We start from the raw sequence: 26,001 nt of genomic DNA on the forward strand, positions 1-26,001 counted from the left end.
TTCCGCTCTGTTTTCGACAAAGTATTACGCAATATTCAGAAAAAGGTTATAATAGGACTAATCGGGTAGATTCCGGAAAGAGTTTTCTGGCTATTTCGTCTCGGTTTGTTGTTTCTTTGTCAAAATCAGGGGGAGGGAGAGTTATGCAAAACAAAGAAAAAACGCTTCACCGCGGCTTGGAAGAGCGGCATATCTCGCTTATGTCGTTGGGCGCCGCGATTGGAGTCGGGCTGTTTCTCGGGTCAGCTTCTGCCATAAAGCTTGCCGGGCCGGGGATTTTAGCCGCTTACGCCTGCAGCGGACTGATTATGTTTTTTATTATGCGGGCATTGGGGGAAATGGCGATTCAAAAGCCTGTAGCCGGCTCGTTCAGCCGGTATGCCAGAGATTATCTCGGTCCGCTTGCCGGGTTTTTAACGGGCTGGAATTATTGGTTTTTATGGGTCGTTACCTGCATGGCGGAAATCACCGCGGTCGGCATTTATATGGGCTACTGGTTCCCTGACGTGCCGTCATGGATCTGGGCGCTTTGTGCACTCGTCATTATGACGGCTGTCAACTTTCTGGCGGTCAAAGCGTACGGTGAGCTTGAATTCTGGTTTGCACTCATTAAAGTATTGGCGATTCTGTCAATGATCGCGATCGGTCTGGTGATGATCGTATTCGGTCTCGGAAACGGAGGCGTTGCGCTCGGAATCAGCAATTTATGGAGCCACGGCGGCTTTTTCCCGAATGGGATTAAAGGGGTGCTGCTGTCGCTTCAGATGGTCATGTTTGCCTATCTCGGGATTGAGCTGATCGGTGTCACAGCCGGTGAGGTCAAAAATCCGGAAAAATCATTGGCGCGGGCCATAGATACTGTTTTTTGGCGCATTCTCATTTTTTACGTCGGAGCTTTGTTTGTCATTATGTCAATTTATCCGTGGCAGGAAATTGGTTCAGGCGGGAGCCCGTTTGTTTTGACATTTGAAAAAATCGGAATACCAGCTGCAGCCGGAATCATTAATTTTGTCGTATTGACGGCGGCTCTTTCTTCCTGCAACAGCGGGATCTTCAGCACGGGGCGTATGCTGTTCAATCTGGCGGAGCAAAATGAAGCGCCTAAAGCATACGGAACGGTCACAAAAGGCGGTGTGCCGGGAAAAGCGGTATTGGTTTCAGCGGGCGCGTTGTGCATCGGCGTTTTGCTGAACTACGTGGTGCCGGCGAAAGTGTTTACGTGGGTGACGAGCATTGCGACGTTCGGAGCAATTTGGACATGGTCGATTATTTTGCTTTCCCAAATGAAATACCGTAAAAGCTTACAGCCGGAACAACGGAAAAAACTCAAATATAAAATGCCTTTATACCCCTTTTCCTCATATATCTCGCTGGCATTTCTGGCTTTTGTCGTTGTGCTGATGGCTTTTGATGCAGAGACCAGGGTGGCCGTCATCATCGGTCCTGTCTGGTTCGGCATATTATTAGCCGCCTATTACGGGAAAGGTTTCCATAAAAGAAAAGACATAGATCTGGAAAACGGACAGACATTCGCCGAAAAAGCGTAAAAAAAGAGCCCGCTGAAATGGGCTCTTTTTTCATAGGATCGGGTAAAAGGGGGAAGAATAAAACAAATTCCTGAACATTTTGCTTCTGTTTCCTGACAATCGGGAGAATGCAAATGGTTTTTACTTAAATAATATTTTGAAAAATGGTACAGTAGTAAAACAAAGCTGATCTTTTTTATTTCTCTTGCATTGTTTTATAGTATCGGCCTTTTTCAACATATTCCGTTCTGATTCTTTCCATGTCCCGTATGTCTTCTTCTGTCAGCCGGCGGATAACCTTTGCGGGCCGGCCGAACGCAAGACAGCCGGGAGGAATGGTTTTGCCCGGAGGAACGAGACTTCCGGCGCCGATAAACGCGCCTTCTCCGATTTCCGCCCCGTCAAGAATGACGGAGCCCATACCGATTAAAGCATTCTTTCTGATGATTGCGCTGTGCAGTGTAACCTGATGGCCGATCGTGACGTCATCTTCAATAAGAAGCGGGCGGTTCGGGCTTTGATGCAGACAGCTCAAGTCTTGTATGCTGACTCTTTTTCCGATCCTTGTCGGCGCAACATCCCCCCGGATGACTGCCGAGAACCAGATGCTCGATTGTTCTCCGATCACGACGTCGCCCGTTATGACGGCGTTATCCGCAATGAACGCTTCAGGATGTATGTCCGGCGTAAATTGTTTATAAGGGTAGATTATCATGTCTCATCCTTCTTTCTCTAAATTTATGTAAGAGGTGAACTGCATGTGGACTTGGAAAGCAGACAGGCCCGTCGGTACCATTGTCATTATCCACGGGGCGAGCGAATACCACGGGCGTTATAAATGGCTCGTTGAAATGTGGAGATCTTCCGGATATAACGTGGTGATGGGCGATTTGCCCGGTCAGGGAACGTCGACCCGCGCCAGAGGGCATATTCGCTCTTTCCAAGAATACATTGATGAAGTAGATATATGGATTGATAAAGCGAGAACGCTTGAAGCGCCCGTTTTCCTTTTGGGCCACAGCATGGGCGGACTGATTGCGATAGAATGGTTTAAGCAGCAGAGAAATCCCCGCATTACGGCACTCATTTTATCATCACCTTGTCTGGGTCTGCAAATAAAAGTCAATAAAGTCCTTGATTTTGCGTCTAAAGGACTGAACGTCCTCGCTCCGTCCCTCAGAGTGGATTCCGGCTTATCACCTGATATGGCAACGAGGAATGCGGATATGATTGAAGCGGATCAAAACGATTCTTTATATGTCACGAAGGTATCCGTAAGATGGTACAGAGAGCTTTTAAAAACCATTGATGCCGCTATGGTGCCGACTGATGCGTTTTTAAAGGTGCCGCTTTTGCTTATGCAGGGCGGTGATGACAAAATCGTCGATAAAATGAAGGTCCGCAAATGGTTTTCCGGTGTGGCTTCCCATAATAAATCGTACCGGGAATGGGAAGGGCTTTATCATGAAATTTTTAATGAACCGGAAAGAGAAACTGTGTTTAAGGCGGCAAAAGCCTTTACAGATCAGTATATTTGAATTCGCTGGGGGTGCATATGTTGACAGTACCGGAACATCCTTTTAACCTTATGGCAAAAGTGTATCGGGAAATTTTTCCGCTCGTTCATCAGGAATTGAACATGTGGCGGGAAAAATCAGATTCCATTAAAAATACCGAACTGCGGCAGCAGGCGGCCGCAAGTATCCGCGATAAGTCGTTTCATTGTGAAGGAGGCGGCATTTTAGCCCTGCTTTCGGGAGAGCAGAAACAGAAATGCGTGCAATTTATCATCGCGTATCAGACAATCAGTGATTATCTGGACAATCTGTGCGACCGCAGCACCTCGCTTGATCCCAAGGACTTCCGCATGCTTCATCTTTCCATGCGTGACGCGCTGACGGTCGGAGCCGAGGTGCGGCCGTACTATCAGTACAGAGAGGAGCGGGATGACGGCGGTTATCTTCATGAGCTGGTCAGAACATGCCAGCGGGTGCTCGGGTCAATAGAACATTACGATATCATTAAACCTTATTTGCTTGAGCTGTGTGATTATTATTGCGATCTTCAGGTTCATAAGCATGTCGTTGAGCATGAACGCGTTCCGAGGCTTAAAGCCTGGTTTGAGCAGTACCGGTCACAGCTTCCGGAAATGGAGTGGTTTGAGTTCTCGGCCTGCGCCGGATCGACGTTAGGCATTTTCTGTCTCGTTGCTTACTCATTCCAGCCTGATTTTAACGAACATACCGCTGAGAAAATCCGCAGCAGTTATTTTCCGTACATACAAGGGCTGCACATACTGCTCGATTATTTAATTGACCAGGAAGAAGATCTGCTTGAAGGCGATCTGAATTTCTGTACGTATTATCAGTCTCATGAAGAAATGATGCAGAGACTGCAGCATTTTATTGAAAAAGCGGATGAACATTTGCAAGGCATTCCGCATGAAAATTTTCACCGGCTGATCAACAGGGGGCTGCTCGGCGTCTATTTATCCGATGACAAAGTCGCCGGCCAAAAAGAAATGGGCCGCCTCGCGCGAAAGCTGATCAGGGCAAGCGGAAAAACGTCATTTTTCTTTTATATCAACGGAAGAGCCTACCGCAAATTTCAGAAGATGGCTTGGACGAAAAGTTCGTAATGGGGAACTGCGCCTCTCGTGTACATTGACGGCGCAGTTTTTTTATTTATGACGTGAAGAATGAAACATTGTTTGCGCCTGCAGAATATGATACTTTAATTTTATGAAAAAATTAAAGTATTTAGCGGTCATAGCATTACTTTCCATTTCCGGAGGCTGCTCCGTCATCCATGCTTCCGCCGGCTATCATCCTGTCTTGATAGCGCACAGGGGCTCTTCTGCGATTGAGCCGGAACATACCGCTTTGTCTTATGCACGTGCGATTAAAGACAAAGCAGATTATATTGAGATAGACTTACGGGAGACGAAGGACGGCCGTCTGATTGCGATTCACGATAAAACGGTAGATCGGACAACAGATGGTAAAGGGATGACAGATGATCTGTCTTTGGCTCAGATTAAGAAACTGAATGCGGGAAAAGGAGAAAAGATTTTAACATTAGAAGAAATCATCCAGAAATTCGGACAAACTGCCAATTACTATATTGAGACAAGAGAAAGCAACGGCAGCCTGGTGATGGAAAAGAAACTGATTGACATATTACAAAAACATAAGCTGATTTCCAGCCATAAAGCAGTCATTGAGTCTTTTAGCGGGAAGAGCTTAAAGAAAGTTCGTTCTATGAATAAAAAAATTCCTCTTGTTCGATTATTAAAAGATCACGAGGCTGAGGAGATAAATGATAAGCAGCTGCAAGTAATCAGAACGTATGCTGATACAGTCGGGCTCAACGCCAAATTGGCAAATGAAGCAGTCGTGAAGCGCATTCATCACAATAAGATGAAAGTGCACGTGTTTTTTGATAAGGAAGACGAGCATACGCTGACGCCTATTATGCTGAAACAAAAAGCAGATGGTGTCTTTACGAACAATCCCGCTTATACACGCAGCGTGCTGCAAAACAGTAAATAAAAAGAGACATGCGCATTTTACGCTGTCTCTTTTTTAAACGGTTTCTTTTTTGCCGCAAGGTGCATTGCGAATTTGCCGATCAGCCCGATGACAAAAAATGCAGCAAACCACCAGTAATAGGTTTTCGCGAACTCAAATCCTAAATGTCTTGATAAAATGATGACAAACATCACATAGGGAACACTTGAAAATATGATGCGAAGAATATTCAAACTGCCGCTCCTCCCAGACGTTACACTTAAAAGGTGAACTTTTTTCCATTATTTCATAGTAATTGATTTTTCTTGAAAAGTAAACACAAAAAGAATCGGCCCGCTTATGACAGGCCGATTCTTTATTTGCCGGCAGATTTCTTTTCAATCGCTATAATAAACGGCGGGTCGTTCCGCTGGTTGAGAAAGCCGTAGCTCAGCACGCGGGCTTTTTCCTGATCAAGATTGCTGCAGTATTCCAGTAATGCACTTTTTTCCGTCTTGCCTTCAGGATGCCCGTGGTACACAACGAGAACGATCAGCCCGTTCTCCTTCAGCAGTTCAAGGAGCTGTTCGATCGCGGAAATGGTTGAGTGACCGTTTGTCGTAATGCTTTTATCGCCGCCTGGCAGATAGCCGAGATTAAAGACGGCGCAAGCCACACGACCGTGCGCATCTTCAGGCAGCGATGCCTTTATTTGATCATGGCTTTTATGGTGAAGCGTGACGCGCGGGCCGAAGTCGGCACCGAGCCGCTCCTTCGTTTTAGCGAGTGCGTCCGCTTGAATATCAAAGGCATGGACATGTCCTGTCTCACCGACAAGGCCGGCCAGAAAATATGTATCATGTCCGTTGCCCATCGTCGCGTCAACCGTGATATCACCTTCCTGTGCGGCGGACTTCAGCAATTCTTTACTGAAAGGGAGGATGTGCATCAAGGTCATAGGGCGGTCTCCTCCCCGGTCTTTCTGAAGAGCTTTCCTTGATAGCTTCCCCGTGTTTCCAGCTCTTTTTGAATGGCGCCCAGTACTTCCCACTTATTGACGCTCCACATCGGCCCGACCATTAATTCGATCGGCCCGTCTCCCGTAATGCGGTGAACGATCATTTCCGGGGGAATGATTTCGAGCTGATCACATACAAGACTTACATATTCTTCTTGAGAAAGGAACTCCAGCTTTCCTTTTTCATATTGCTTCACCATCGGTGTGCCTTTTAATAAGTGAAGCAGGTGAATTTTAATGCCTTGCACATCCAAATCAGCGACGGCTTTGGCCGTCTCCATCATCATGTCCCTGTTTTCAAGCGGAAGCCCGTTAATGATATGGGAACAAACGCGGATGCCGTGTTTTCTCAGTTTATTGACACCCTCAACATAGCAGTCAAAATCATGGGCGCGGTTGATCAGGAGTGCGGTCCGCTCATGCACGGTCTGCAGCCCGAGTTCAACCCACAAATAGGTCCGCTCATTCAGTTCTGCCAAATATTCCACGACATCGTCCGGCAGGCAGTCCGGACGGGTCGCGATAGACATGCCGACAACACCGTCAAGCTTGAGGACGGATTCGAATTTTTCACGCAGCTCCTCTACCGGGGCATGCGTATTCGTGAACGCCTGGAAATATGCGATATATTTGCCGTCTTTCCACTTTTCGTGCATACGGTTTTTGATATCGTGAAATTGCGTGAGTAAGTCATCGGCCCGGTTGCCGGCAAAATCGCCGGAGCCCGCCGCGCTGCAGAATGTGCAGCCGCCGTGTGCAACCGTGCCGTCCCGATTCGGGCAGTCAAAACCGCCGTCAAGCGCGACTTTAAACACTTTATGCCCGAAATGCTCCCGCAGGTGATAATTTAATGTATGGTACCGTTTTTCCGTATTTGAATAAGGAAAAGGGTTATTCTCGTTCAATGTTCAAAAAGCCTCCCTCACATCAGATGCATCCTAAAATTGTAGCATGAATGATGGAGCGGAACAATGAAACAATTATGGAACGGTCAAGGCGTAATATCTACCTGGTTTTTCTGTTGTTGTTTTAATCGTTTTGGAGAAATATCACTGAACAATGCAAAAATAATTCCTAAAATAAGAATTACACTGCCTAATTTGAATGTATTATTAAAACTGTCACTTATTTTTTCATTATATAAATTTGAAATTTTTTTCTGGATAGCGATAACTTCCTTCTTTTGAGTATTGAAACTTTTTTGTACCTTTTCTTTATATGGATCCGGGGTTATAGAAAGAATTTCTTCCTCTTTTTTGTTTAATTCAGCAATACTTTTTCTTCGATCGAAACCTTTACTGTCTGAATGCTTTAAGTGAGTTATTATCTCGTTTTTTGCATTTTTATCAAAAACCTGATTGTTTTCCACAATTGTTATGGCTTCTTTTTTTGCAGAAGCTGTGTGATCATTTATATTCATTGTAAGCACAGATGTAAGTATGGCAATGCCTAGCGCTTGTCCAACTGTCCGCATCATATTAAGAATACCTGAGGCAATACCTACTTTCTCAGGAGGAATAAGCCGTATCCCTGAACTCATTGCCGGTCCTATCACAAGCCCTAAAGCTAAGCCGGTCAAACATAACAGAATAATTACCGTTGTTACAGAACTGTCGTATCGTATGTATCCATATAAATATGTTGTGATTGTTAAACCGAGCATACCTAGACCCGAAAGCCAAATGCCCCCGAGTTTATCAGATAGCTTTCCAGAAAGTACAGAGGTAAACATAGATGATAGAGCTAATGTAGAAACAATTAACCCCGCTTCTAATTCAGTTTTTCCCATTAAATTCGTGAGGAGTAAAGTAATAATAAGGGTACCGCTTGTTAATCCAAGGCCCTGCATAAAGAGGGTGAAAGAACTGAAACTAAACGTACGTATCTTCAGCATGGATAAGGGAATCATCGGGTTTTTAATTTTAGATTCAATAAAGAAAAACAAACAGAATAATAATACAGAGATTACGAAAAGAGAGATAATTAATGGTGATGACCAGCCTAAATCAGATACTTTTGCAAAGCCAAAGGTTAAACAGAAGAGAGCTCCGGATAAAATAAGAATCCCCATGTAATCAATTTTTTTACTCACTGTTTCATCATAACTCTCAGTAATAAAAAATGCTGCTAAAAAAAGAGAAATCAGGCCTAAAGGAATATTTATGAAGAAGATAGCTTGCCAATTAAAGTTTTCAGTTAATAATCCTCCAAGTACAGGTCCTAAAGTAGCTGCTAATCCTGAGAAAGCCCCCCAGATTCCAATGATCAATCCTTTTTTATTTTGAGGAACGATGGCCAAAGCAATAGGCATTGTAACTGGCACAATGAAAGCAGCAGATAATCCCTGAATCACTCTAATTGTGATAAGCATTTCAATTGAAGTGCTCAAACAGGCAATAACTGATGTCAAAATAAAAAGTGCTAATCCAAACATAAAAGCTTTTTTTCTTCCAAAATGGTCTGCCAGCTTTGATGCACCTACTAATAAAACTGCAAAAGCTAAAGTATAACCTGTAGCCACCCAAGCTACTTGAGAAAGGTTGCTCGAAAAGTAATCCAGCATCTTAGGTAAGGCAATATTTACTATAGTGGTGTCCATTACCGAAATGAATGTACCTAATAATAATGCAGATAACATAATTAATTTTTTGAAATTCAAAATTACAACCTCCATCAGATATTAATCTAAATTAAAATTCGATATATATCTAAAAACATGATAAATGCAATCTTAAGAGGTGTCAATATTATTCATAAATTGTTTTTTCATCCACTTATCTCGAAATCATATTTTTATAATTCAACAATTTTGTAACTTGAAATAACTCACTAAGAGCTTAAATGGACCTGTAAACTAGCTGAGATGATTAAGGATTTCTGAAGAGTATGACATGAGGAGAATACTTAGCATGAGGTGAAGCAAGTCTAATAAATCTAGGACTGCTCATGATAATGCTCAGTCAGGTAAGTGCTAATTAGAAATGAATATTCTTTGAAAGTTTCCTTTTGATTGATAATATTAAAAATGTAAAATGTCTGGCATGAAGATAGTACAACGTTTTCCTTTGTGGAAAAAGACTTTATGGGGTGTGAAAAAGTGCGGTTAATAATAAATGACAGTGTTTCAGAATTCTTTGACAAGATATCCTCTATTCTATTCTTAAAACACGAGGAATTCTTCAAAGATTATACAACCAAATTGGGTTTGAATTTAGATAATGAATATTTTGTATTACTAGATGATCTTAAAAGAATAAAAGAGTTAGATAGTGAGTTTTTAAATTTTTATTTTGGCAGCTTTTGCGACTACAAAGATGTTAGGAATGCAAATATTTTTTGTTTAGCCACAACATTTTTTAAAATCCCACAAATTTACACGAAAGATTTTTTTGAAATTATTGATTATTTGTCTGCAGTTACAGAAGAAGAGATAAGAAAAAATATTTTAGAGTCTCTAATTTATTTACAAGGAGATCTTAAAACCGAAACATCTACCCAACAGTATTTAAATGATAGGGAAAGTTTATTTGAGCTACTTAATAATCTAAATATAAAGCCCGAATACAAGTGGATCATATTTAAGGTAATGAAATCTCCTAAAACTTATGTAGATCAATTTTGCAGCAAATTAATGTCGGTGAATGGTTATCTTAACGAGGCGATTTATAATTTAATTAAATTCAGAGAAGAGTGGATGAATCAATTAAAAAACATAAATATAGATTTTCCAAAAAAGATAATCAGTACGTTAAAAGGTAAGGAATACTTATCTTGTAATTATATTAATATATATCCAACACTTTTACCTTACACTGCAACTATTACGAAAAGTGAAGATAACATTTATGTTGGACTTGGTTATAAAGTTGATAAAATTTTTGAAAATACATTAGAGAAAGCAGAGATTAATCATATCATTGATTTTTTGAAGCTTTTATCGGATAAAAGTAAGTTCAAGATATTAATCTTACTTAGTCATAAAAAAATGTATGCTAATGAGATTGCTGAACAGCTAAATTTAACCAACGCAACGATTTCACACCATATGAGAATTTTGACATTGCAAGGTTTAGTTGAGAGTACGAGAAATCAAAATAAAACATACTATTATCTTAATTCTTCAAAATTCGATTCACTTTTGAACGGTTTGTTGAAAAAATTTAAAGCTGTTCCAGTCTTAGATGGGGATGAGTAAGTTTTATAGTTGGTGTTAGTTTCGGGATGATAATTAAAGCTAATAAAAACGATCGTCTAATGAATTGGATACCTAAAAAATCTGATGAATCCTGGGTGTTTTACACAAAAAAGATAATTTGATGGTGAACAATTTAAAGCGAACCGAAGATCTTGTGGGTGATGTGGAAAAATTATAATGTTTTTAATAAAAGAAGAATTAAGTTAGCGTTCTAAAATGAAGGCTTTTTATAAAGACTTCATTCTGTCTTGATTAAGTTTTACATTTAATCGTATTTTATGCCATCTCTGTCTTGTGAATGAATTACCTGATATTTCTTGTGAGAATTTATTTGGAATAAGAAATACTATTGATATGACATTATCAATAGGAGGACTGTTTAATGGCAACAAGACAATCAGTAGATGAACATCTCCAAAGAAGCGAACAGGCGTATGAATTTGCGAATGAGCAATTTATGACCGCTTCAAAACAAGAGCATTATAATGATAATGAGTACAGTGAAGCGCAAATGATGCTTGAAAACGCGGTGAATGAATTAAACAAGCTGTCATTATCTGCGAATGATCAGCAAAGAGAGCAGCTTTACAGAATGAGATTGCAGCTGCAGACTTTGCAAAACAATATGATTTTGCAGCGTAATTTTGATTACTGACCGCGCCGTTTCAAATGGTTCAGCAAACCTGCCGGAATCCCGGCGGGTTTTTTTGTATTTCTTTTAAAAAAGAATTGACAATAGGCCTGAGTGTGTTTATTGTATTACGTGTACTACTTGATGTAATACACATAAAACACTCAAAAAATGAAATCGACATATAAATGTTAAGCATAGGGAAGGGGAACTTTCATGAAAAACAAAAGATCCGTAAAACAAGATGTGCCTCTTATTATCGCCGCCTCGGTTTTGGCCAGCAGTCTGTTTGTCGTTCTTGTCGTCATCGGTTTTCAATGGCAGAACATTTAAAGAAAGAGAGCAGCTCGTAAAAGAAAGAAGGGAAGTAAATGATTCAAATCGATCCGAGAAGCTCAACTCCGATTTATGAGCAGATCATACAGCAATTGAAAGAGCTTTGTTTAAAAGGGATCATGAAGCCGGGGGATAAACTTCCTTCTGTCAGGGAATTGGCAACGATTATTATCGCCAATCCGAACACAGTCAGCAAAGCGTACAAGGAGCTCGAACGCGATGGTGTCATTGAAACGCTGAGGGGAAGAGGAACGTATATATCGGAGAATGCAAAAACGACATTGGTTGAAGGGAAGATGACGATGATAAAAGAGCAATTGAAACAGCTCATCATCGATGCCCATTACGCGGGAGTTGAGCTGGAGAAGCTGCAGGAATGGATAAAGGAAATCAGCGCTGATGTGAAAGGAGGCAAGGATCATGATTGAATTGCGGAATCTCTCAAAAACGATAGACGGTAAAGAAGTGCTCAAAGATATTTCGCTCACCATCGGAAAAGGGGAAATTTTCGGGCTGCTCGGGCGGAACGGATCAGGGAAAACAACACTGCTCCGGCTCATTCAGCAGATTCTGCTTCCGGATCAAGGGACGGTTTTATTTAATCAGGTGGAAATAAAGCGTCATCCGAAAGTCAAACAGAATATCATTTATATGCCTGTTGAAAATCCTTTTTATGACAAGTATACATATAAACAGCTTGTTGCGATTGTAAGCAGAATCTATCCGAATTTTGATGTGACTTACGCCAATGAGCTGATGAACAGGTACGGCATTCCGGAAACGAAGAAATACCGTGAATTATCCACAGGCCTGAAAAAACAGCTTGCGCTCGTCCTTGCCTTTGCTTCACGCCCGGCTCTTATCCTTTTGGATGAACCGACGGACGGAATTGACGCCGTAACGCGTCATGACGTGCTTCAGCTTATGGTGGATGAAGTGGCTGAACGGGAAACGAGCATTCTGATTACCTCACACCGTTTAGAAGATATTGAGCGAATGTGCAACCGGATCGGGTTTTTGGAAGGAAATCAGCTGACGAATGTGATGGACTTGGATGATATGAAGGAAGAGTACATGAAAATCCAAATGGCATTTGAAGAGGACGTCGCCTTGAAGATCAGGGAACAAAATATACCGATTCTCGACCATGCCGGTGTGTTTTATACGGTGCTGATTCAAAAGAACGATGAGAAGAAAAAGAACTTTCTGCAAGAGCTGCAGCCTAAAGTATGGAACGAGCTTCCTGTGAACTTAGAAGAAGTTTTCATCGCGAAGTTTGGAGGGAACCGGAGATGGTAGACAGGGGATTGCTGTACAGGGAATGGGTGCAGAATCGAACTGTTCTTGTGATGGTCGGCATTTTTTTAGCGGCGGTCAATCCATTTGAAGTGTTAAATACCTATCTGGTTTATCAAGGCTGTCTGGACACCCACGGAGCATATTGTAAGTTTTATGTGAATTCTTTGGATAGCGGAATGCTGAACTTAAACTGGGCGCCCGCTGTGATTTTGGCGGTTTGCTTATTCGGACTGGAGCGTACGAAAGGAACCATTGATGCGCTTTTCAGTCTGCCTTATTCCCGCGCTCAGGTGTTTCACACTAAATTTTGGCTCGGGGCGGCGGTCATTACCGGCGCTCAGGTGATCGGCTACGGGCTGGCTGAGCTGCTCATTCTTCTGTTAAAGCCTGAGCGCGTATATTTCTTCCACCATTACAGCGTCGGAGAGATTATTGTGAGTGTTTTGGCTTTTACATTGGTCGCGAGCGCAGGCTGCTTAACGGGGAATACGTTCGCCCAGCTGTTAACGGCGTTTGCCGTGTCGATATCACCATACCTGATCATTACGTTGCCGCTGTCCAATGTAGAAGTCATCTTCGGAGCCGGCATGTATGAGCTGATGCCGTCAGTGGATGCTTATATCAAAGTATACAATCTTTTTCAATATTTGAATCCGATCATGTACATGGATACAGATTGGGTATCTGCCAGCAAGTATATATTAATCATTCCGGCAGTGATGAGCATTGTATTTTATGCCATCGGGTACTTTTGCTATGTCAGGCAGCCGGTGGAACGGAACGGCCATTTTTTTCTCTGGAGACAGCTTGACCGGCCCATTCAGATTGTGGTGATCATCATCGCCGTTCTCGGTTTTGGCCTGGCGGGGTACTCGACGGGACAGACGATGACAGGGTATGTGGCCGGGATGCTGGTCGGAGGAGCGGTCGGATTTTTGGTCAGTTATTTTGCCATATATAAAAAAACGAAGCATGTGTAAGAAAGGAGGACCGGAATGATACCGCAGGGATTGTTGTACACAGAATGGAAGAAAAATCAGTGGTTGTTTTTGTTGAGCGGTATTTTTTTAATAGCGGCAAACCCTTTTATGATTTATTACTACTATTTATCATACCAAGGACGTTTGAATTATCTGGATCCGCAATATTGTGAATTTACCGTGAGTTATACGAATGGGTCGCTTCTTTCCTTCAGCTGGATTGTGAGTGTCATCATTGCTGTCTTCTTATTAGGCTTGGAACGGACAAAGGGAACGATGGATGCTTTGTTAAGCATGCCTTACAGCAGAGGCCAAATCTTTCAGACTAAATTCTGGCTCGGCGGGGCAGTCATTGTTGTTCCTCAGGCGATAGGCTATGGAGCGGCGTCATTGCTGATATCTTTGCTGAAACCGAGCCATACGTACGATTTTGATCATTTTTCAATCGGAATGATTGTCATCAGTTTTATGGCTTACGCCTTGTTAATGGCATCCGGAGCAATAACGGGACATATATTCGCCCAGCTGTTAACGGCGTTTACCGTAACGATTCTGCCTTTTTTACTCATCGGTCTGCCGGCCGCGAATTTGGAGGTCGTTTTCGGTGTTAGTGTGGGAGATCAATTTTCTTTTATCAGCAGTTATATCGAATCCCGTCTTTTTATATTTGTAACCCCTATTGGATATGTGTTTAACGAATGGATCAGAGAAAGGGATTTGGTTTTAATCATTCCGATGGTGATGAGTCTTGTCTTTTATCTGATCGGTTACGTCAGCTTTCTGAAACATCCGAATGAACGGAACGGCAGATTCTTTCTATGGAGAAAATTGGACCGTCCGGTGCAGATTTTGGTGATTGCGTTTGCCGTTATGGGTTTCGGTGTTTTCGGATATGGGGTCACAGACACGATGTTCGGCTATTTAGCCGGCATTATCTTCGGCGCGGTTATCGGGTTTTTCATCAGTTATTTTACGGTTTACAGGAAGTCAAAGCATATGTAGATCCGTTTGAAAATGAGCAGTTTGGAGGAAGGCAAGGTGCCGATTAGCGGTTTGCTTTATAAAGAATGGAAGCAGCGGCAGACGCTGCTGCTGCTTACAGCGGGGTTCTTATCTATCTTAGGCCCTTTGGCAATTATAAATGAGTATTTTCACTATAAGGATTGTTTACGTGCACTTCAGCTGTACCCGGGGTCAGTTTGTACATTCAGCATCGATTACAGCAATTATCGGAATTTGATTGGGCTTCATTTCATTCCGCCGGTTGTTATGGGGCTTTTTCTGATAAGAGCAGGCCGGGCTGAAAGGATGTTTACACTGAGTCTTCCGTATTCGAGAAGCCGGATATTTCATACGAAGTTTTTCTTGGGAGCAGCCGTGTTAGCCGGCTCGCAGTTTGTTTCTTACGGAGTATCCGACATATTGTTTCTAGCGCTTACACCTGACGCTGTCCATCATTTTCAATCATTCAGCGCAGGGATGCTGGTCATCAGCTTGATGATTTATGCACTAGTGACAGCTGCCGGCACGATAACGGGCAATTTAGCGGCGCAGCTGATCACAGCGTTCACGGTTTCCGTCTTTCCGATCGTGGTTATGACGATTTACCTGTTAAACGCCGAGTTCCTTTTTGGCAGGCAGGCTGTGCCGGATATTGATTTCCCTTGGAGCGGATTTCTGATCTATTTCATGCCTGCCGCTTACATCCATACATCATGGATGTATTACATGAAACACGCATTGTTTATTTCCGCATTAATGGGATTTTGTTTCTATCTATTCGGCTATGTGAATTTCCTGAAAATGCCGAGTGAACGAAGCGGACATTTTATCCTGAGCAAACACATTGAACGCATCATTCAAGTGCTCGTCATGTCGCTCAGTATGATGGGAAGTGCGGGGGTATGCGGATATGCTTATAACGGTTCGTATACCGGTTACATATTCGGCATGCTCATCGGTGCGGTTATCGGGTTTTTCATCAGTTATTACTTCATCTATAAAAAAACGAAACAGATATAAGGGGGAGTGGTGTACGTGATAGAGGTACAGCATATCGATCATTCATTTAAAATCGGCAGGAAAGGCAGAGAGAGTGAGGTTCCGGTACTGAAGGATGTCTCTTTGACCGTTGAAAAAGGGGAAATTGCCTGTATCGTCGGGCGGAGCGGTTCCGGAAAATCAACGCTTCTGAATTTAATTTCGGGATACATAGCGCCGACGAAGGGCCGTATCGTCATTAACGGCACTGATGTGACGGGTTTCAATGAAAAAGAGTGGGCGCAGTTCCGCCTCGGGCATTTCGGCTTTATTTTTCAAAGCTTTCAGCTCATTCCGAGTCTGACAACCTATGAAAATGTTGAAATGCCGCTTGCCTTAAAAGGCGTCAAACCGTCTGAACGCAAGCAGAAAGTCGCGGATATGCTGAAACGGGTCGGACTTGAAAATCATGCGAATCATTATCCGAATGAGCTGTCAGGCGGCCAGCAGCAGCGTGTCAGTATCGCAAGAGCCCTCATTTTAAATCCGTCAATTATTTTAGCCGATGAGCCGACGGGAAGCCTCGATTCAGAAACGGAACTTGAGGTGCTTGCATTAATTCAGCAGCTGAACCGGGAGCGCGGGATTACATTTGTCATCATTACGCATGACGATGAAGTCGCTTCGATCGCGCATTCAAAATTCCAGCTGCATGACGGTGTATTAAAAGGGGGCGTTACTGTTGAGATTTAAGGATCAGATTCACTTTATCAGAAGAAATATGAAGAAAAACCGGCTGCGTGTTTTCATGACGGTGCTGGCGACGACAATGGCGTGCGCGTTTTTAGTGGTGCTGGCTTCCGTCGGATTCGGCATCCAAAAAACGATTACAGACATTACCATGAGCCAGCAGATTGTTACGGAAATCAATGTGCTCGGCCAAGAGAACGGAAAAGCCGTGAAGAAATCAGACTTGGAAAAGTATAAAAATGTCAAGTCTGTCGTTGAAAGAACCCAAGTGTATGAACCGAACAAAGCGTCATTGGGAAATCGAACAAATGAAGATTCAGCCATTGTGCTGACAAACATGAAAGATGAAGTCAAAGCCAATATGGAGCTTGATCAGGGAAGAGTCGCCCGCACAGAGAATGAAATCGTGGTCGGCTATGATTTTGCAAAGAACCTATTGACGAAAAAAGAGGCTGACGCTTACGACAAAGAGTTAAAGGATCACCAAGGCGACATGTCGGAGGTGAAAAAACCAAAAGGCTATACGAAAGACCTGCTTAATAAAACGATACAGCTGGGCATCTCCAAAACAAACAAAGACGGAGACGTTGAAAAAACGAAAACGTACGACTTCAAAGTAGTCGGAATTACAAAAAAACCGTCCCAAGATTGGATGGAGGATACAAATATTTTTGTGAGTGATCAATTCAAGAAAGACTTCTCGACATTCTTGGATCTGAAGAATGGAAATGCGGAAAAAAGCATCAATGTGTATGCAGACAAATTCGATCATGTCGATCAGCTTACCCATGACCTCACGGATGACGGCTTTTATGTCAGATCTGTCACAACCGAGCTGAAGGGCGTCAACACGTTTTTCCTCGTCTTTAAAATCGGCCTGATCTTTGTCGGCTTTATCGCCGTCGTGATTTCTGCCATCGGTATTTTCAATACGATGACGATGGCGGTGACGGAACGAACGCAGGAAATCGGGATTATGAAAGCGATCGGCGCAAGCCCGTCCATCATCCGCAGAATGTTCCTGATGGAAAGCGCCTATATCGGGATATTAGGTTCTGTCATCGGGATTATCATTTCTTACGGAGTGAGTTTTGCCGTCAATCTGGCTGTGCCGGTTATCTTGAAAGCGGTAGGGGGAAATACCGGAGCTGAAGATCTTCATTATACCTTCTCCTATATCCCGCTCAGCCTCGTTGTGATCGCAGTTGTCATTTGTGCGGGGGTCGCGGTAATTTCCGGTATGAATCCGGCCCGCAAAGCGACAAAAACCAACGTTCTGACCGCATTAAGAAGAGAACTGTAAAGGAAAAAAGCCGGCTGGACATCAGCCGGTTTTTCCTCTATCTATCAGAAAAGGGCGGATACCATGTTTCACATTTTGTTAATAGAAGACGATAACACTTTGTTTCACGAGATGAAAGAGAGATTAACGGGCTGGTCATTTGCGGTGCACGGAATAAAGGATTTCAGCCGGGTCATCCGGGAGTTTACCGAAATCAAGCCTGATTTGGTGATCATTGACGTACAGCTGCCGAAATTTGACGGCTTTCATTGGTGCAGAATGATACGCTCCCAATCAAACGTGCCGATTCTCTTTTTGTCCTCGCGCGATCATCCCGCGGATATGGTCATGTCGATGCAGCTCGGGGCAGATGATTTTATTCAGAAGCCTTTTCACTTTGATGTGTTAATCGCGAAAATACAGGCCGTGTTCCGCCGTGTGCACCAATACGGCACAGAACCGGCGCTGATGAAAAGATGGTGCGGGGCGGTCATTGACACAGAAACCAACACGGTCAGCCGTAAAAACGGTTCGGTCGAACTGACCAAAAACGAAATGCTGATCTTAAAACTGCTGGCTGAACAGAAAAATAAAATCGTCAGCCGGGAAGAACTCATCAGAAGCCTATGGAATGATGAGCGTTTCGTCAGTGATAATACGCTGACGGTGAATGTCAACCGGCTGCGGAAAAAACTCGATCAATTAGGCATCGGGAAAATGATTGAAACCAAGGTCGGGCAGGGATACATCGCAAAGGAAGAAGACGGTCTTTATGATTAAATCATTTCTGCTCGAAAGAAAAAGCTGGATCGCGATGTTTCTTTTGCAGCAGGCTGTGCTCCTTTTTGCGGCATATATTGATCCGTCTATTCCGTTTCTTTCAGTGCTGTATTTTGTTTACCTGTCGCTTCTTGTGTTTCTTGTATTTCTCTTGTTCCGCTATCGGAAAGAGACCGCCTATTATAAAAGCTTAAGAGAGTGGGACGCCAATTTAGACATGTCTTATCTTAAAGCGCCTGACAGTCCGTTTGAGTCTATCGTTGAAGAAAGCATTGAAGGGCAGACAGAGCAATTACGAAAAAGCTCACTTGATCTTCAGGCGGCGTCAGAGCATGAAAAGGATGACCTGATGTCATGGATTCACGAGGTCAAAACACCGCTGACAGCGATGCATCTCATGATCGAGCGCCTTGATGAACAGCCGCTGAAAGCCCCTTTGCTGTATGAATGGCTGCGGATTCACCATCTCCTGGACCAGCAGCTTCATCAGAAACGATTGTCCTTTATTGAAAATGATTTATCATTCCAGCGCATTCAGCTCAGACCGCTCGTTTTCAAAGAAATTAAAAATCTGCAATCATGGTGCATACAAAAAGGGATCGGGTTTGACATTCAGCTTGATTCACCGGACGTTCACAGTGACGGAAAATGGCTTTCCTTCATCATCAGGCAGCTGTTAAGCAATGCCGTCAAATACAGTGAAGCGGATGACATTACCGTAAAAAGCTATGAACAAAACGGCCGGGTGCATGTCGATATTGAAGACCGCGGCATCGGCATCGAGCCCAAAGATCTTCCGCGCATTTTTGAAAAAGGATTTACCTCGACGCGAATGAGACGAGATCACGCGTCAACGGGGATGGGCCTGTATTTGGCTCAAAAAGCCGCGGCTCCTCTTCTCATCCAAATCAGCGTGCGCTCTGAGCCGGAAAGCGGCACGGTTTTTACCTTGGTGTTTCCGAAACAGAACGATGCCGTCAGCATGTTCAGCGTGTGACAAAAGTGTCACATGCTTTTCTCTTTTGTTCGCTTAATCAAACGAAAAAAACGGCTTCTGTTTTTAAAATAAAGATAACCAATGTAAAAGGAGAATCATAACGTGATGATTTTAGAAGCAGGCAATATCCAAAAAAGCTACGGAAACAAGCTGAATAAACAAGAGGTGCTGAAAGGAATTGATCTTCAGATTCACAAAGGGGAATTCGTCAGCATTATGGGCCCGTCAGGATCAGGGAAAACGACCCTTTTGAATGTGCTTTCCTCCATTGATAAAGTGAGCGCGGGCACCATTAAACTGAACGAGACGGAGATTACATCCATGAAAGAAAAACAGCTTGCCGAATTTAGAAAACGGCATCTCGGCTTTATTTTTCAGGATTATAATTTATTGGACACGCTGACCGTGAAGGAAAACATACTCCTTCCGTTATCCATTACGAAAATGTCTAAGAAAGAGGCGGACCTGCGATTTGCCGAGACGGCAGAGGAGCTTGGGATCTATGATTTGAGACATAAGTATCCGAGTGAAATTTCCGGCGGGCAAAAACAGCGGACGTCTGCCGCAAGAGCTGTTATTCACGAGCCGGGCATTATTTTTGCTGATGAGCCGACCGGAGCGCTCGATTCAAAGGCTGCCACGGATTTATTGAATAAACTCAGCCGCCTGAATCAAAAACGCCGCGCCACCATTGTGATGGTGACGCATGATCCAGTTGCCGCCAGCTATTCCGGACGTGTGGTTTTCATTAAAGACGGCCGTGTGTATACACAGCTGAATAAAGGCGGCCAGGACAGACCGGACTTTTTTCAGGATATTATGAAAACGCAAAGTGTATTGGGCGGGGTTCAGGCATGAGTATTCATCATTTGATCTTCCAGAACCTGAAAAAGAATATGAAAAACTATTACCTTTACGTTTTTGCGCTGGTGTTCAGCGCCGCCCTTTATTTCGCGTTTGTCACGATGCAATACGATCCTGCGCTTGATGAAATGAAAAGCTCCATAAAAGGAGCGGCGGCAATCCGGGCCGCCTCTGTACTGCTTGTGGCGATCGTGTCGGTATTTCTTTTATACGCCAACACCATTTTTATTAAACGGCGCGGCCGGGAAATCGGCTTATTCCGATTAATCGGCATGACGAAAATGCACATTTTCCGCATACTCAGCGCAGAAAATTTCATTTTGTATTTCGGATCGATTTGGATCGGTATTTTCGCCGGCTTTTCCCTCTCGAAATTATGTATGATGATGCTGTTTCATACAGTCGGTGTGAAAGCCTCTGTCTCACTGTTTTTTTCAAGCAAGGCGCTCGTTCAGACGTTAATTGTGTTCGGGGCAATTTACGTGCTGATTATGATGATGAATTACTTATTTATTAAACGGCAAAGCATTTTGTCTTTATTTAAAACCGCGTCATCGTCAGAAAGCGGCATAAGACGGCTTTCTTGGGTGCAGATGTTGATCGGCGTTGTCGGTATTGCGGCCATTATCGCCGGCTATGCCGTGTCCGCGGATTTATTCGGAGGCAGTTTTACGAGCATGAATGAACTGTTTTCGGCCATGGTGTTTATTCTAGGCTCGGTCATTATCGGAACCTATCTGTTTTATAAAGGTTCGGTCAGCTTTCTGGCAAATCTCATCCGGAAATCAAAAGGCGGGTATCTGAATGTCAGTGAAGTGCTGTCTTTGTCATCCATCATGTTCCGGATGAAGTCAAACGCCGTGCTGCTGACGATTATTACGACTCTTTCGGCGCTGGCAATCGGTTTACTGTCTTTAAGCTATATCTCGTACTACTCCGCGGAAAAATCGGCTGAGCAAAATACAGCTGCGGACTTTGCGTTTGATAACCAAAAGGAGACTGACTCATTTACCGCTTTATTGAAGAAAAACGGAATTGAACACAAAGTAAAAACAATCAAGACCATTCAAGCCGGTGTCAATATGAAGAACATCATAAACGGCGACATGAAAAGCTTTAAACAAGACCCGTCCAGCCTGGCGCTGCCGATTATAAGCGAGAAAGACGCAGAAGGGACGGAGCTTTCTGACGGAGAAGCCGTGTTTACCGGATATAATGATATGATGAAAAGATTTCTCGACCTGAAAACGTCAGGTTCCATTGATATAAACGGCAAAACGGATAAAATACCGCTGGCGTATAAGGGCTTGAAGAACGACTTCCTCCTGTCATATACATTTACAAGCGGAGGGCTGCCGACCGTTATCGTCACGCAGCAGGTATTCGACCGGATCGAGAAAGATATCGACCCGTCCATCCAGGGAAAATCAAATCGGTTTTTCGGCATTACACTCAAACGAGAAGAGGACATCCAAAAAGCTGATGGTCTGTTTCAGGCGCAGCACTATTCAGATGGCGCGCTTTCACAATTTGAAACGGCTGACACGCAAAAGAAAAACATGGGGCTGATCATGTTTATTGTCGGGTTTTTAGGATTAACCTTTCTGATTACCTCAGGCTGTATCCTTTATTTTAAACAAATGGGCGAGTGTGAGGATGAGAAGGCTGATTATACGATATTACGGAAGCTCGGCTTCACAACGGGAGATCTGCTGAAAGGCATCCGCCGGAAGCAGGCGTATCATTTCGGGATTCCTCTCGTTCTCGGGCTGTTCCACAGCTATTTTGCCGTTCAGTCAGGATGGTTTTTATTCGGAACGGAAGTGTGGACGCCGATGATCATCGTCATGGCGCTGTATACGCTGCTGTACTCCATCTTCGGCATGCTGTCGGTGCTGTATTATAAAAAGGTCATTCAATCCGCCTTGTAAAACAAGTTGAGGAGCCTCCGCATAAGCGGAGGCTTTTTTTGTATGAATAGAAGAAAGCGATTTTTAAAAGAATAGACATACGTCATTTTTTCGCACGGGGGAGCCTTATGCAGAAGTATTTTCAATTGAAATCTGAAACAGGGGCCTTTCATCTTTTTTCCAAGGAACACATTTTCACGCTGTTGATCATCGGATTGCTGGGGGCGGGCGTGATCGTATTCCGGAAAAAGCTCAACCAGAGCCGCATGATCCGCTATGTACTATTCATTCTCCTTGCCGTGTCGCAGATCAGCTATCATATATGGCTGCTTTGTCATCATGCATGGTCGCTGAAAACAGCTCTGCCGCTGCAGCTGAGCGACCTTTCCGTCTATTTGGCGATGCTGATGGTCATGACAAAAAGCAAAAAGCTGTTCGCCTTCCTCTATTTTGCCGGTTTGGGCAGCGCCGTACAGGCGATGGCAACACCTGATTTAGGGGCGTATTCTTTCCCGCATTTTCGGTACATCGTGTTTTTCGTCTCCCACGGCTGTGTTTTTCTTACCTGTCTATTCATGGCCGCTGCAGAAAAGTACAGACCGTCGGCGCGCGGGCTGTGGGTGTCGGTGCTGATCGTAAATCTGTACGGGGCGTGTGTCTTTTTTATTGATCGTGTGCTGAATGCAAATTATCTATATTTAATGAAAAAACCGAAGACCGCTTCGCTTCTGAATGTTTTCGGACCTTGGCCGTGGTATCTTCTATCAATGGAAGCGGCGGTGATATTGAGCTTTTTCATTCTGTATATTCCGTTTTGGCTGCTGAGGAAAAGAGCATGAAGCCGGTCTGTTTTTGCGAATCCAATCATTTGTAATTTTTTCAACATTCCGGCATTATTTTTTTCAGATTCTGATGTTGAAAAAAGACGTCCGCGGCGATAGAATGAATGTGCTATGATAACGTGATCGATACGGAGCCGCGGCTTGCGGTTTCCGTTTTTTCATGGGGTTTTTTATAGAGAGAGGGGGATCGGTATGCCGCGCGCTTTGAAGATATTAATCATCGGAATGTTTATCAATGTGACGGGCGCATCTTTTTTGTGGCCGCTGAATACGATCTATATTCATAATCATTTAGGGAAATCGCTGACTGTTGCGGGGATTGTTCTGATGCTGAATTCCGGGGCCAGTGTGGCGGGGAATTTATGCGGCGGATTTTTGTTTGATAAAATCGGCGGATTCAAATCCATTATGCTGGGCATTATGATCACATTGGCAAGTCTTCTCGGACTCGTTCTGTTTCACCAATGGCCCGTTTATATTTGGCTGCTCATCATTGTCGGCTTCGGTTCCGGTATCGTGTTTCCGGCCAGTTACGCCATGGCGGGAGCGGTATGGAAAGAAGGCGGGCGGAGAGCTTTTAATGCGATTTATGTAGCTCAGAACGCAGGTGTCGCCGTGGGCTCGGCACTCGGCGGGATGGTTGCAGCATACTCGTTTACGTACGTGTTTTTAGCCAATGCTTTGCTTTATGTGCTGTTTTTCCTTATCGTATTTTTCGGGTTTCGAAATATCAAAACCGGAAATGCGAGCCAGGTTTCTGTTCTGGACTACGAGCCTGTCAGCAGCAGAACGAAATTTACGGCGCTTCTCATATTGAGCGGCGGGTATGTTCTCGGGTGGATTGCCTATTCGCAGTGGTCCACAACCGTTGCGTCACATACTCAAAGCATCGGTATGCCGCTTTCATTATACAGTGTGCTCTGGACCGTAAACGGAATATTAATTGTCGCCGGACAGCCTCTCATAGGAGCTGTTCTGAAAAAATGGTCAGGCGCGTTAAAAACGCAGATGGTCATCGGCTTTTGTATTTTTATCGTTTCGTTCGGCGTGCTTCTTAGCGCCAAGCAATTTCCGATGTACCTCACCGCAATGGTGATTTTAACCGTCGGAGAAATGCTTGTCTGGCCTGCCGTGCCTACCATTGCCAATCAGCTTGCGCCTAAGGGGAAAGAAGGGTTTTACCAAGGATTTGTCAACAGTGCGGCGACGGGCGGCAGAATGATCGGGCCGCTCCTTGGCGGCGTGCTGGTTGATCAGTACGGCATGAGCGTGCTGCTGTTGATCCTGATGGTGCTTCTTGTTGTCAGCATCGCAGCGACGGTGCTGTACGACAAACGCCTGAAAACCGTTAATAAACAAAACGTCCAAGTGCGATGACGACATAAAAAATCCCGCTGTTTCGGCGGGATTTTTTTGTTTATACGACCGGAAGCACGTTGACGGCGTCCTTAACGTTTAAATACGTCTTTAATGAAGAAAAGCTGGCATCAAGCTGATTCATTCTCATGGCGAGGGAAGGCTTGATCCCGGTGATAATCAGTTCTGTGCCGATTAATTTAAGCAGGTGATGCAATTTGAAAATCTGGTCTGCCGTCTGTTCGTTTACCTCGGCCAAACCTGATAAGTCTATAATTAAGTAATCATCTTTAGATGCGGTTAATATGTCCGTCAAAGTTGTCACAATTGAATCAAATCGTTCTTCCGTTAAGTTTCCCACTAACGGCAAGGCGGAGATGCCGTTTCGGATCGGAACAATCGGTGTTGACAGCGTCGTGATTTCTGTGAGGGAATCCTCCAGGAGCTTTTCGTATTCTTTCTGCTCTGTAATGTCTTTTTGAAAACCGACAAAATAGAGCTTGTCTTCAACATACAGAGGATCAATGTTGAGTTCATTCCAAAACGGGGTGCCGTCTTTTTTGACATTTTTCAGCCGCACCGTGATCTTTTCTTTCTGGTTTAAGCTCTTTCTTATTTTCGCGACTTGTTGACGGTCGGTTTCTTTGCTTTGCAGAAATCTGCAGTTCTTACCTAATATCTCTTCGGAAGCGTAGCCTGTCATATCCATAAATCCCTGATTTGTATATATGATGGGATTGTCCTCAAGAGAGGGGTCTGTAATCACCACGCCGATGCGTGCGTGATCAAGCGCCTTTTTGATAAGCTCCAGCTGCTCCAGTTTTCCGAATACATTTGAGTCAGCCATGTAAAACCCCCTTTTGGCCGTAAAGCTGCGCGCTTTTTTCAGCCGTTGTTTCTCCCCTTTTTAAATGAATCTACAGTAACCGTAGCATAACATATGTTCTGATTCAAGCAGCCGAAGTTTGCAATTTGTCATTCGGGCTTGTCCTCATATACACTGAATATATAAGGGGAAGGCACATCATCGCTAAGTAAGTGACTAGGTCATTGTCACTGGGTGAAAAATGAATCTAATGCATCAAGCTTACCGATCATGTGTTCACATATAATGGAAGAAACAAGCTTTTTACATTCCTGTTCAATCGCCGGTATGTAGATATCGAAAATCATCGTATTCGTAAGGGGGCTGGATGGCCTGAAGTCGCTTTACTAAATAAGGGCTTTAGGAAGGTGATGAAGATGCTGCATCAGGTAATAATTGCTTGTGTAATTGGAGGCATCATGGGGGTTCTCGGTCATGTGAAAAAGAGAGGCAGGCTGGAGAAACCCAGAATGACAAAGCGGTTTATCTATCTCGGTTTTTTGGAAGATGGTTTTATCGGAATGGCTGCTTCCATCTTACTTGTCTTATCCGCTGACCCCGATTCAGGAATTCAACTCGTCATCTTATCCATAATCGCAGGCTACGGCGGAGAAGCTGTTCTCAGGAGCTTTGATTTTGTCAGAGAACAAAACAGTGATTCGGCCGAAGCAAAACCACACCAGCAAAAAAATCCTCCATCAAAATAATATCCCCGCTCACGACCCGTTCCGGGTACATTCCCATTGTATACAAACCTGCTTGCACTTATGAACAGAATTCTATAAAATACAGGTAAGATTACGGTAGCGATAAGAACAGTGAAGAGGAGCAGTAAGAAGCAGATTTCGCACTCAGAGAGTTGACGGCCGGTGCAAGTCAAT

At 43.8% G+C, this 26,001-nt stretch carries 26 protein-coding genes and 1 other annotated feature (1 of these 27 only partly in view); of the genes, 20 read left to right on the forward strand and 6 right to left on the reverse strand.

From position 1 onward, the window contains the following. Positions 1–143 precede the first annotated feature (143 nt). Positions 144–1,547 carry an alanine permease AlaP gene (gene alaP / locus ACWJJ5_RS10300; RefSeq protein WP_014418695.1) on the forward strand — a complete coding sequence of 468 codons (1,404 nt, stop codon included), beginning with the start codon at positions 144–146 and terminating at the stop codon, positions 1,545–1,547. Positions 1,548–1,722: 175 nt separating this feature from the next. Here the strand turns inward: alaP and ACWJJ5_RS10305 are convergent, their stop codons facing one another. After that, positions 1,723–2,238, reverse strand: coding sequence for a gamma carbonic anhydrase (locus ACWJJ5_RS10305; RefSeq protein ID WP_025853382.1), 516 nt, complete (start codon positions 2,236–2,238; stop codon positions 1,723–1,725). A 46-nt stretch (positions 2,239–2,284) separates the two neighbouring features. On the opposite strand from ACWJJ5_RS10305, the gene ACWJJ5_RS10310 reads away from it, so the two are divergent. From ACWJJ5_RS10310 to ACWJJ5_RS10320, 3 genes are all read left to right on the forward strand, one after another. Further along, positions 2,285–3,064: an alpha/beta hydrolase gene (locus ACWJJ5_RS10310; RefSeq protein ID WP_003152261.1), complete on the forward strand. Its 780-nt coding sequence runs from the start codon at positions 2,285–2,287 to the stop codon at positions 3,062–3,064. Positions 3,065–3,084: 20 nt separating this feature from the next. Continuing rightward, entirely contained in the window at positions 3,085–4,164 is a 1,080-nt protein-coding gene (locus tag ACWJJ5_RS10315; protein ID WP_278071947.1) for a tetraprenyl-beta-curcumene synthase family protein, read from the forward strand. Between the two features lie 103 nt (positions 4,165–4,267). Next, the gene (locus ACWJJ5_RS10320) at positions 4,268–5,077 is read left to right on the forward strand and encodes a glycerophosphodiester phosphodiesterase family protein (RefSeq protein WP_436335136.1); all 810 of its coding nucleotides are present in this window, start codon (positions 4,268–4,270) and stop codon (positions 5,075–5,077) included. Between the two features lie 17 nt (positions 5,078–5,094). On the opposite strand, the gene ACWJJ5_RS10325 is transcribed toward ACWJJ5_RS10320, so the two are convergent. The 4 genes from ACWJJ5_RS10325 to ACWJJ5_RS10340 form a co-directional block, all read right to left on the reverse strand. Next, positions 5,095–5,289: a hypothetical protein gene (locus ACWJJ5_RS10325; RefSeq protein ID WP_021494493.1), complete on the reverse strand. Its 195-nt coding sequence runs from the start codon at positions 5,287–5,289 to the stop codon at positions 5,095–5,097. A gap of 122 nt (positions 5,290–5,411) precedes the next feature. Continuing rightward, the gene (locus tag ACWJJ5_RS10330; RefSeq protein WP_007613246.1) at positions 5,412–5,993 is read right to left on the reverse strand and encodes a tRNA (mnm(5)s(2)U34)-methyltransferase; all 582 of its coding nucleotides are present in this window, start codon (positions 5,991–5,993) and stop codon (positions 5,412–5,414) included. Next, complete coding sequence (locus tag ACWJJ5_RS10335) at positions 5,990–6,958, reverse strand: TIGR01212 family radical SAM protein (protein WP_003152268.1); 969 nt, start codon at positions 6,956–6,958, stop codon at positions 5,990–5,992. Before ACWJJ5_RS10335 ends, ACWJJ5_RS10330 begins: the two co-directional genes overlap by 4 nt. Positions 6,959–7,044: 86 nt before the next feature. Then, positions 7,045–8,712, reverse strand: coding sequence for a DHA2 family efflux MFS transporter permease subunit (locus ACWJJ5_RS10340; protein ID WP_454022389.1), 1,668 nt, complete (start codon positions 8,710–8,712; stop codon positions 7,045–7,047). A gap of 423 nt (positions 8,713–9,135) precedes the next feature. Between ACWJJ5_RS10340 and ACWJJ5_RS10345 the strand changes: the two genes are divergently transcribed. From ACWJJ5_RS10345 to ACWJJ5_RS10415, 15 genes are all read left to right on the forward strand, one after another. Then, positions 9,136–10,248 carry an ArsR/SmtB family transcription factor gene (locus ACWJJ5_RS10345; protein ID WP_237587088.1) on the forward strand — a complete coding sequence of 371 codons (1,113 nt, stop codon included), beginning with the start codon at positions 9,136–9,138 and terminating at the stop codon, positions 10,246–10,248. Between the two features lie 382 nt (positions 10,249–10,630). Next, on the forward strand, positions 10,631–10,903 hold the full coding sequence (locus ACWJJ5_RS10350; RefSeq protein ID WP_003152272.1) for a YtzC family protein: 273 nt from the start codon (positions 10,631–10,633) through the stop codon (positions 10,901–10,903). 347 nt (positions 10,904–11,250) lie between these two features. Beyond that, positions 11,251–11,643 carry a GntR family transcriptional regulator YtrA gene (ytrA, locus tag ACWJJ5_RS10355; protein ID WP_003152275.1) on the forward strand — a complete coding sequence of 131 codons (393 nt, stop codon included), beginning with the start codon at positions 11,251–11,253 and terminating at the stop codon, positions 11,641–11,643. Beyond that, positions 11,636–12,514, forward strand: coding sequence for an ABC transporter ATP-binding protein (locus tag ACWJJ5_RS10360; protein ID WP_003152276.1), 879 nt, complete (start codon positions 11,636–11,638; stop codon positions 12,512–12,514). Before ytrA ends, ACWJJ5_RS10360 begins: the two co-directional genes overlap by 8 nt. After that, complete coding sequence (locus ACWJJ5_RS10365; protein ID WP_052586459.1) at positions 12,508–13,494, forward strand: ABC transporter permease subunit; 987 nt, start codon at positions 12,508–12,510, stop codon at positions 13,492–13,494. Before ACWJJ5_RS10360 ends, ACWJJ5_RS10365 begins: the two co-directional genes overlap by 7 nt. 15 nt (positions 13,495–13,509) lie before the next feature. Then, complete coding sequence (locus tag ACWJJ5_RS10370) at positions 13,510–14,496, forward strand: ABC-2 transporter permease (protein WP_167860362.1); 987 nt, start codon at positions 13,510–13,512, stop codon at positions 14,494–14,496. A 36-nt stretch (positions 14,497–14,532) separates the two neighbouring features. Next, the gene (locus tag ACWJJ5_RS10375) at positions 14,533–15,516 is read left to right on the forward strand and encodes an ABC transporter permease (RefSeq protein WP_454021490.1); all 984 of its coding nucleotides are present in this window, start codon (positions 14,533–14,535) and stop codon (positions 15,514–15,516) included. Positions 15,517–15,531: 15 nt separating this feature from the next. Next, on the forward strand, positions 15,532–16,227 hold the full coding sequence (locus tag ACWJJ5_RS10380) for an ABC transporter ATP-binding protein (protein WP_003152281.1): 696 nt from the start codon (positions 15,532–15,534) through the stop codon (positions 16,225–16,227). After that, a complete protein-coding gene (locus ACWJJ5_RS10385; RefSeq protein WP_077722727.1) occupies positions 16,217–17,527 on the forward strand; it encodes an ABC transporter permease in 1,311 nt (436 codons plus the stop codon). Before ACWJJ5_RS10380 ends, ACWJJ5_RS10385 begins: the two co-directional genes overlap by 11 nt. A 63-nt stretch (positions 17,528–17,590) precedes the next feature. Further along, the gene (locus tag ACWJJ5_RS10390; protein WP_014305616.1) at positions 17,591–18,286 is read left to right on the forward strand and encodes a response regulator transcription factor; all 696 of its coding nucleotides are present in this window, start codon (positions 17,591–17,593) and stop codon (positions 18,284–18,286) included. Continuing rightward, positions 18,279–19,283 (forward strand): sensor histidine kinase, encoded by a 1,005-nt coding sequence (locus tag ACWJJ5_RS10395; RefSeq protein ID WP_015418042.1) that lies wholly within the window; start codon positions 18,279–18,281, stop codon positions 19,281–19,283. Before ACWJJ5_RS10390 ends, ACWJJ5_RS10395 begins: the two co-directional genes overlap by 8 nt. 102 nt (positions 19,284–19,385) lie before the next feature. Then, a complete protein-coding gene (locus tag ACWJJ5_RS10400; protein ID WP_015387828.1) occupies positions 19,386–20,141 on the forward strand; it encodes an ABC transporter ATP-binding protein in 756 nt (251 codons plus the stop codon). Continuing rightward, positions 20,138–22,078, forward strand: a complete 1,941-nt coding sequence (locus ACWJJ5_RS10405) for an FtsX-like permease family protein (RefSeq protein ID WP_015418041.1) — start codon at positions 20,138–20,140, stop codon at positions 22,076–22,078. The genes ACWJJ5_RS10400 and ACWJJ5_RS10405 overlap by 4 nt, the downstream gene beginning before the upstream one ends. 107 nt (positions 22,079–22,185) lie before the next feature. After that, entirely contained in the window at positions 22,186–22,896 is a 711-nt protein-coding gene (locus ACWJJ5_RS10410; RefSeq protein WP_077722726.1) for a YwaF family protein, read from the forward strand. A gap of 195 nt (positions 22,897–23,091) precedes the next feature. Beyond that, complete coding sequence (locus ACWJJ5_RS10415) at positions 23,092–24,276, forward strand: MDR family MFS transporter (RefSeq protein ID WP_014305612.1); 1,185 nt, start codon at positions 23,092–23,094, stop codon at positions 24,274–24,276. A 40-nt stretch (positions 24,277–24,316) separates the two neighbouring features. Here the strand turns inward: ACWJJ5_RS10415 and ACWJJ5_RS10420 are convergent, their stop codons facing one another. After that, positions 24,317–25,102, reverse strand: coding sequence for an STAS domain-containing protein (locus ACWJJ5_RS10420; protein ID WP_070082239.1), 786 nt, complete (start codon positions 25,100–25,102; stop codon positions 24,317–24,319). A 389-nt stretch (positions 25,103–25,491) separates the two neighbouring features. Here ACWJJ5_RS10420 and ACWJJ5_RS10425 point away from each other — a divergent pair, with 389 nt between their 5' ends. After that, a complete protein-coding gene (locus ACWJJ5_RS10425; RefSeq protein WP_015418038.1) occupies positions 25,492–25,827 on the forward strand; it encodes a DUF4257 domain-containing protein in 336 nt (111 codons plus the stop codon). Positions 25,828–25,929: 102 nt separating this feature from the next. Continuing rightward, positions 25,930–26,001 (forward strand) — a binding site (T-box leader); it runs 142 nt beyond the window's last position.

Source organism: Bacillus sp. JK74, from assembly GCF_053663395.1.

What these genes read in the sequence shown, in the direction of transcription:
- alaP (WP_014418695.1), top strand. Translation starts at nt 144, where the DNA reads ATGCAAAACAAAGAAAAAACGCTTCACCGCGGCTTGGAAGAGCGGCAT.
- ACWJJ5_RS10310 (WP_003152261.1), top strand. Translation starts at nt 2,285, where the DNA reads ATGTGGACTTGGAAAGCAGACAGGCCCGTCGGTACCATTGTCATTATC.
- ACWJJ5_RS10320 (WP_436335136.1), top strand. Translation starts at nt 4,268, where the DNA reads ATGAAAAAATTAAAGTATTTAGCGGTCATAGCATTACTTTCCATTTCC.
- ACWJJ5_RS10330 (WP_007613246.1), bottom strand. Translation starts at nt 5,993, where the DNA reads ATGACCTTGATGCACATCCTCCCTTTCAGTAAAGAATTGCTGAAGTCC.
- ACWJJ5_RS10345 (WP_237587088.1), top strand. Translation starts at nt 9,136, where the DNA reads ATGGGGTGTGAAAAAGTGCGGTTAATAATAAATGACAGTGTTTCAGAA.
- ACWJJ5_RS10350 (WP_003152272.1), top strand. Translation starts at nt 10,631, where the DNA reads ATGGCAACAAGACAATCAGTAGATGAACATCTCCAAAGAAGCGAACAG.
- ytrA (WP_003152275.1), top strand. Translation starts at nt 11,251, where the DNA reads ATGATTCAAATCGATCCGAGAAGCTCAACTCCGATTTATGAGCAGATC.
- ACWJJ5_RS10360 (WP_003152276.1), top strand. Translation starts at nt 11,636, where the DNA reads ATGATTGAATTGCGGAATCTCTCAAAAACGATAGACGGTAAAGAAGTG.
- ACWJJ5_RS10365 (WP_052586459.1), top strand. Translation starts at nt 12,508, where the DNA reads ATGGTAGACAGGGGATTGCTGTACAGGGAATGGGTGCAGAATCGAACT.
- ACWJJ5_RS10370 (WP_167860362.1), top strand. Translation starts at nt 13,510, where the DNA reads ATGATACCGCAGGGATTGTTGTACACAGAATGGAAGAAAAATCAGTGG.
- ACWJJ5_RS10390 (WP_014305616.1), top strand. Translation starts at nt 17,591, where the DNA reads ATGTTTCACATTTTGTTAATAGAAGACGATAACACTTTGTTTCACGAG.
- ACWJJ5_RS10395 (WP_015418042.1), top strand. Translation starts at nt 18,279, where the DNA reads ATGATTAAATCATTTCTGCTCGAAAGAAAAAGCTGGATCGCGATGTTT.
- ACWJJ5_RS10405 (WP_015418041.1), top strand. Translation starts at nt 20,138, where the DNA reads ATGAGTATTCATCATTTGATCTTCCAGAACCTGAAAAAGAATATGAAA.
- ACWJJ5_RS10410 (WP_077722726.1), top strand. Translation starts at nt 22,186, where the DNA reads ATGCAGAAGTATTTTCAATTGAAATCTGAAACAGGGGCCTTTCATCTT.
- ACWJJ5_RS10415 (WP_014305612.1), top strand. Translation starts at nt 23,092, where the DNA reads ATGCCGCGCGCTTTGAAGATATTAATCATCGGAATGTTTATCAATGTG.
- ACWJJ5_RS10420 (WP_070082239.1), bottom strand. Translation starts at nt 25,102, where the DNA reads ATGGCTGACTCAAATGTATTCGGAAAACTGGAGCAGCTGGAGCTTATC.
- ACWJJ5_RS10425 (WP_015418038.1), top strand. Translation starts at nt 25,492, where the DNA reads ATGAAGATGCTGCATCAGGTAATAATTGCTTGTGTAATTGGAGGCATC.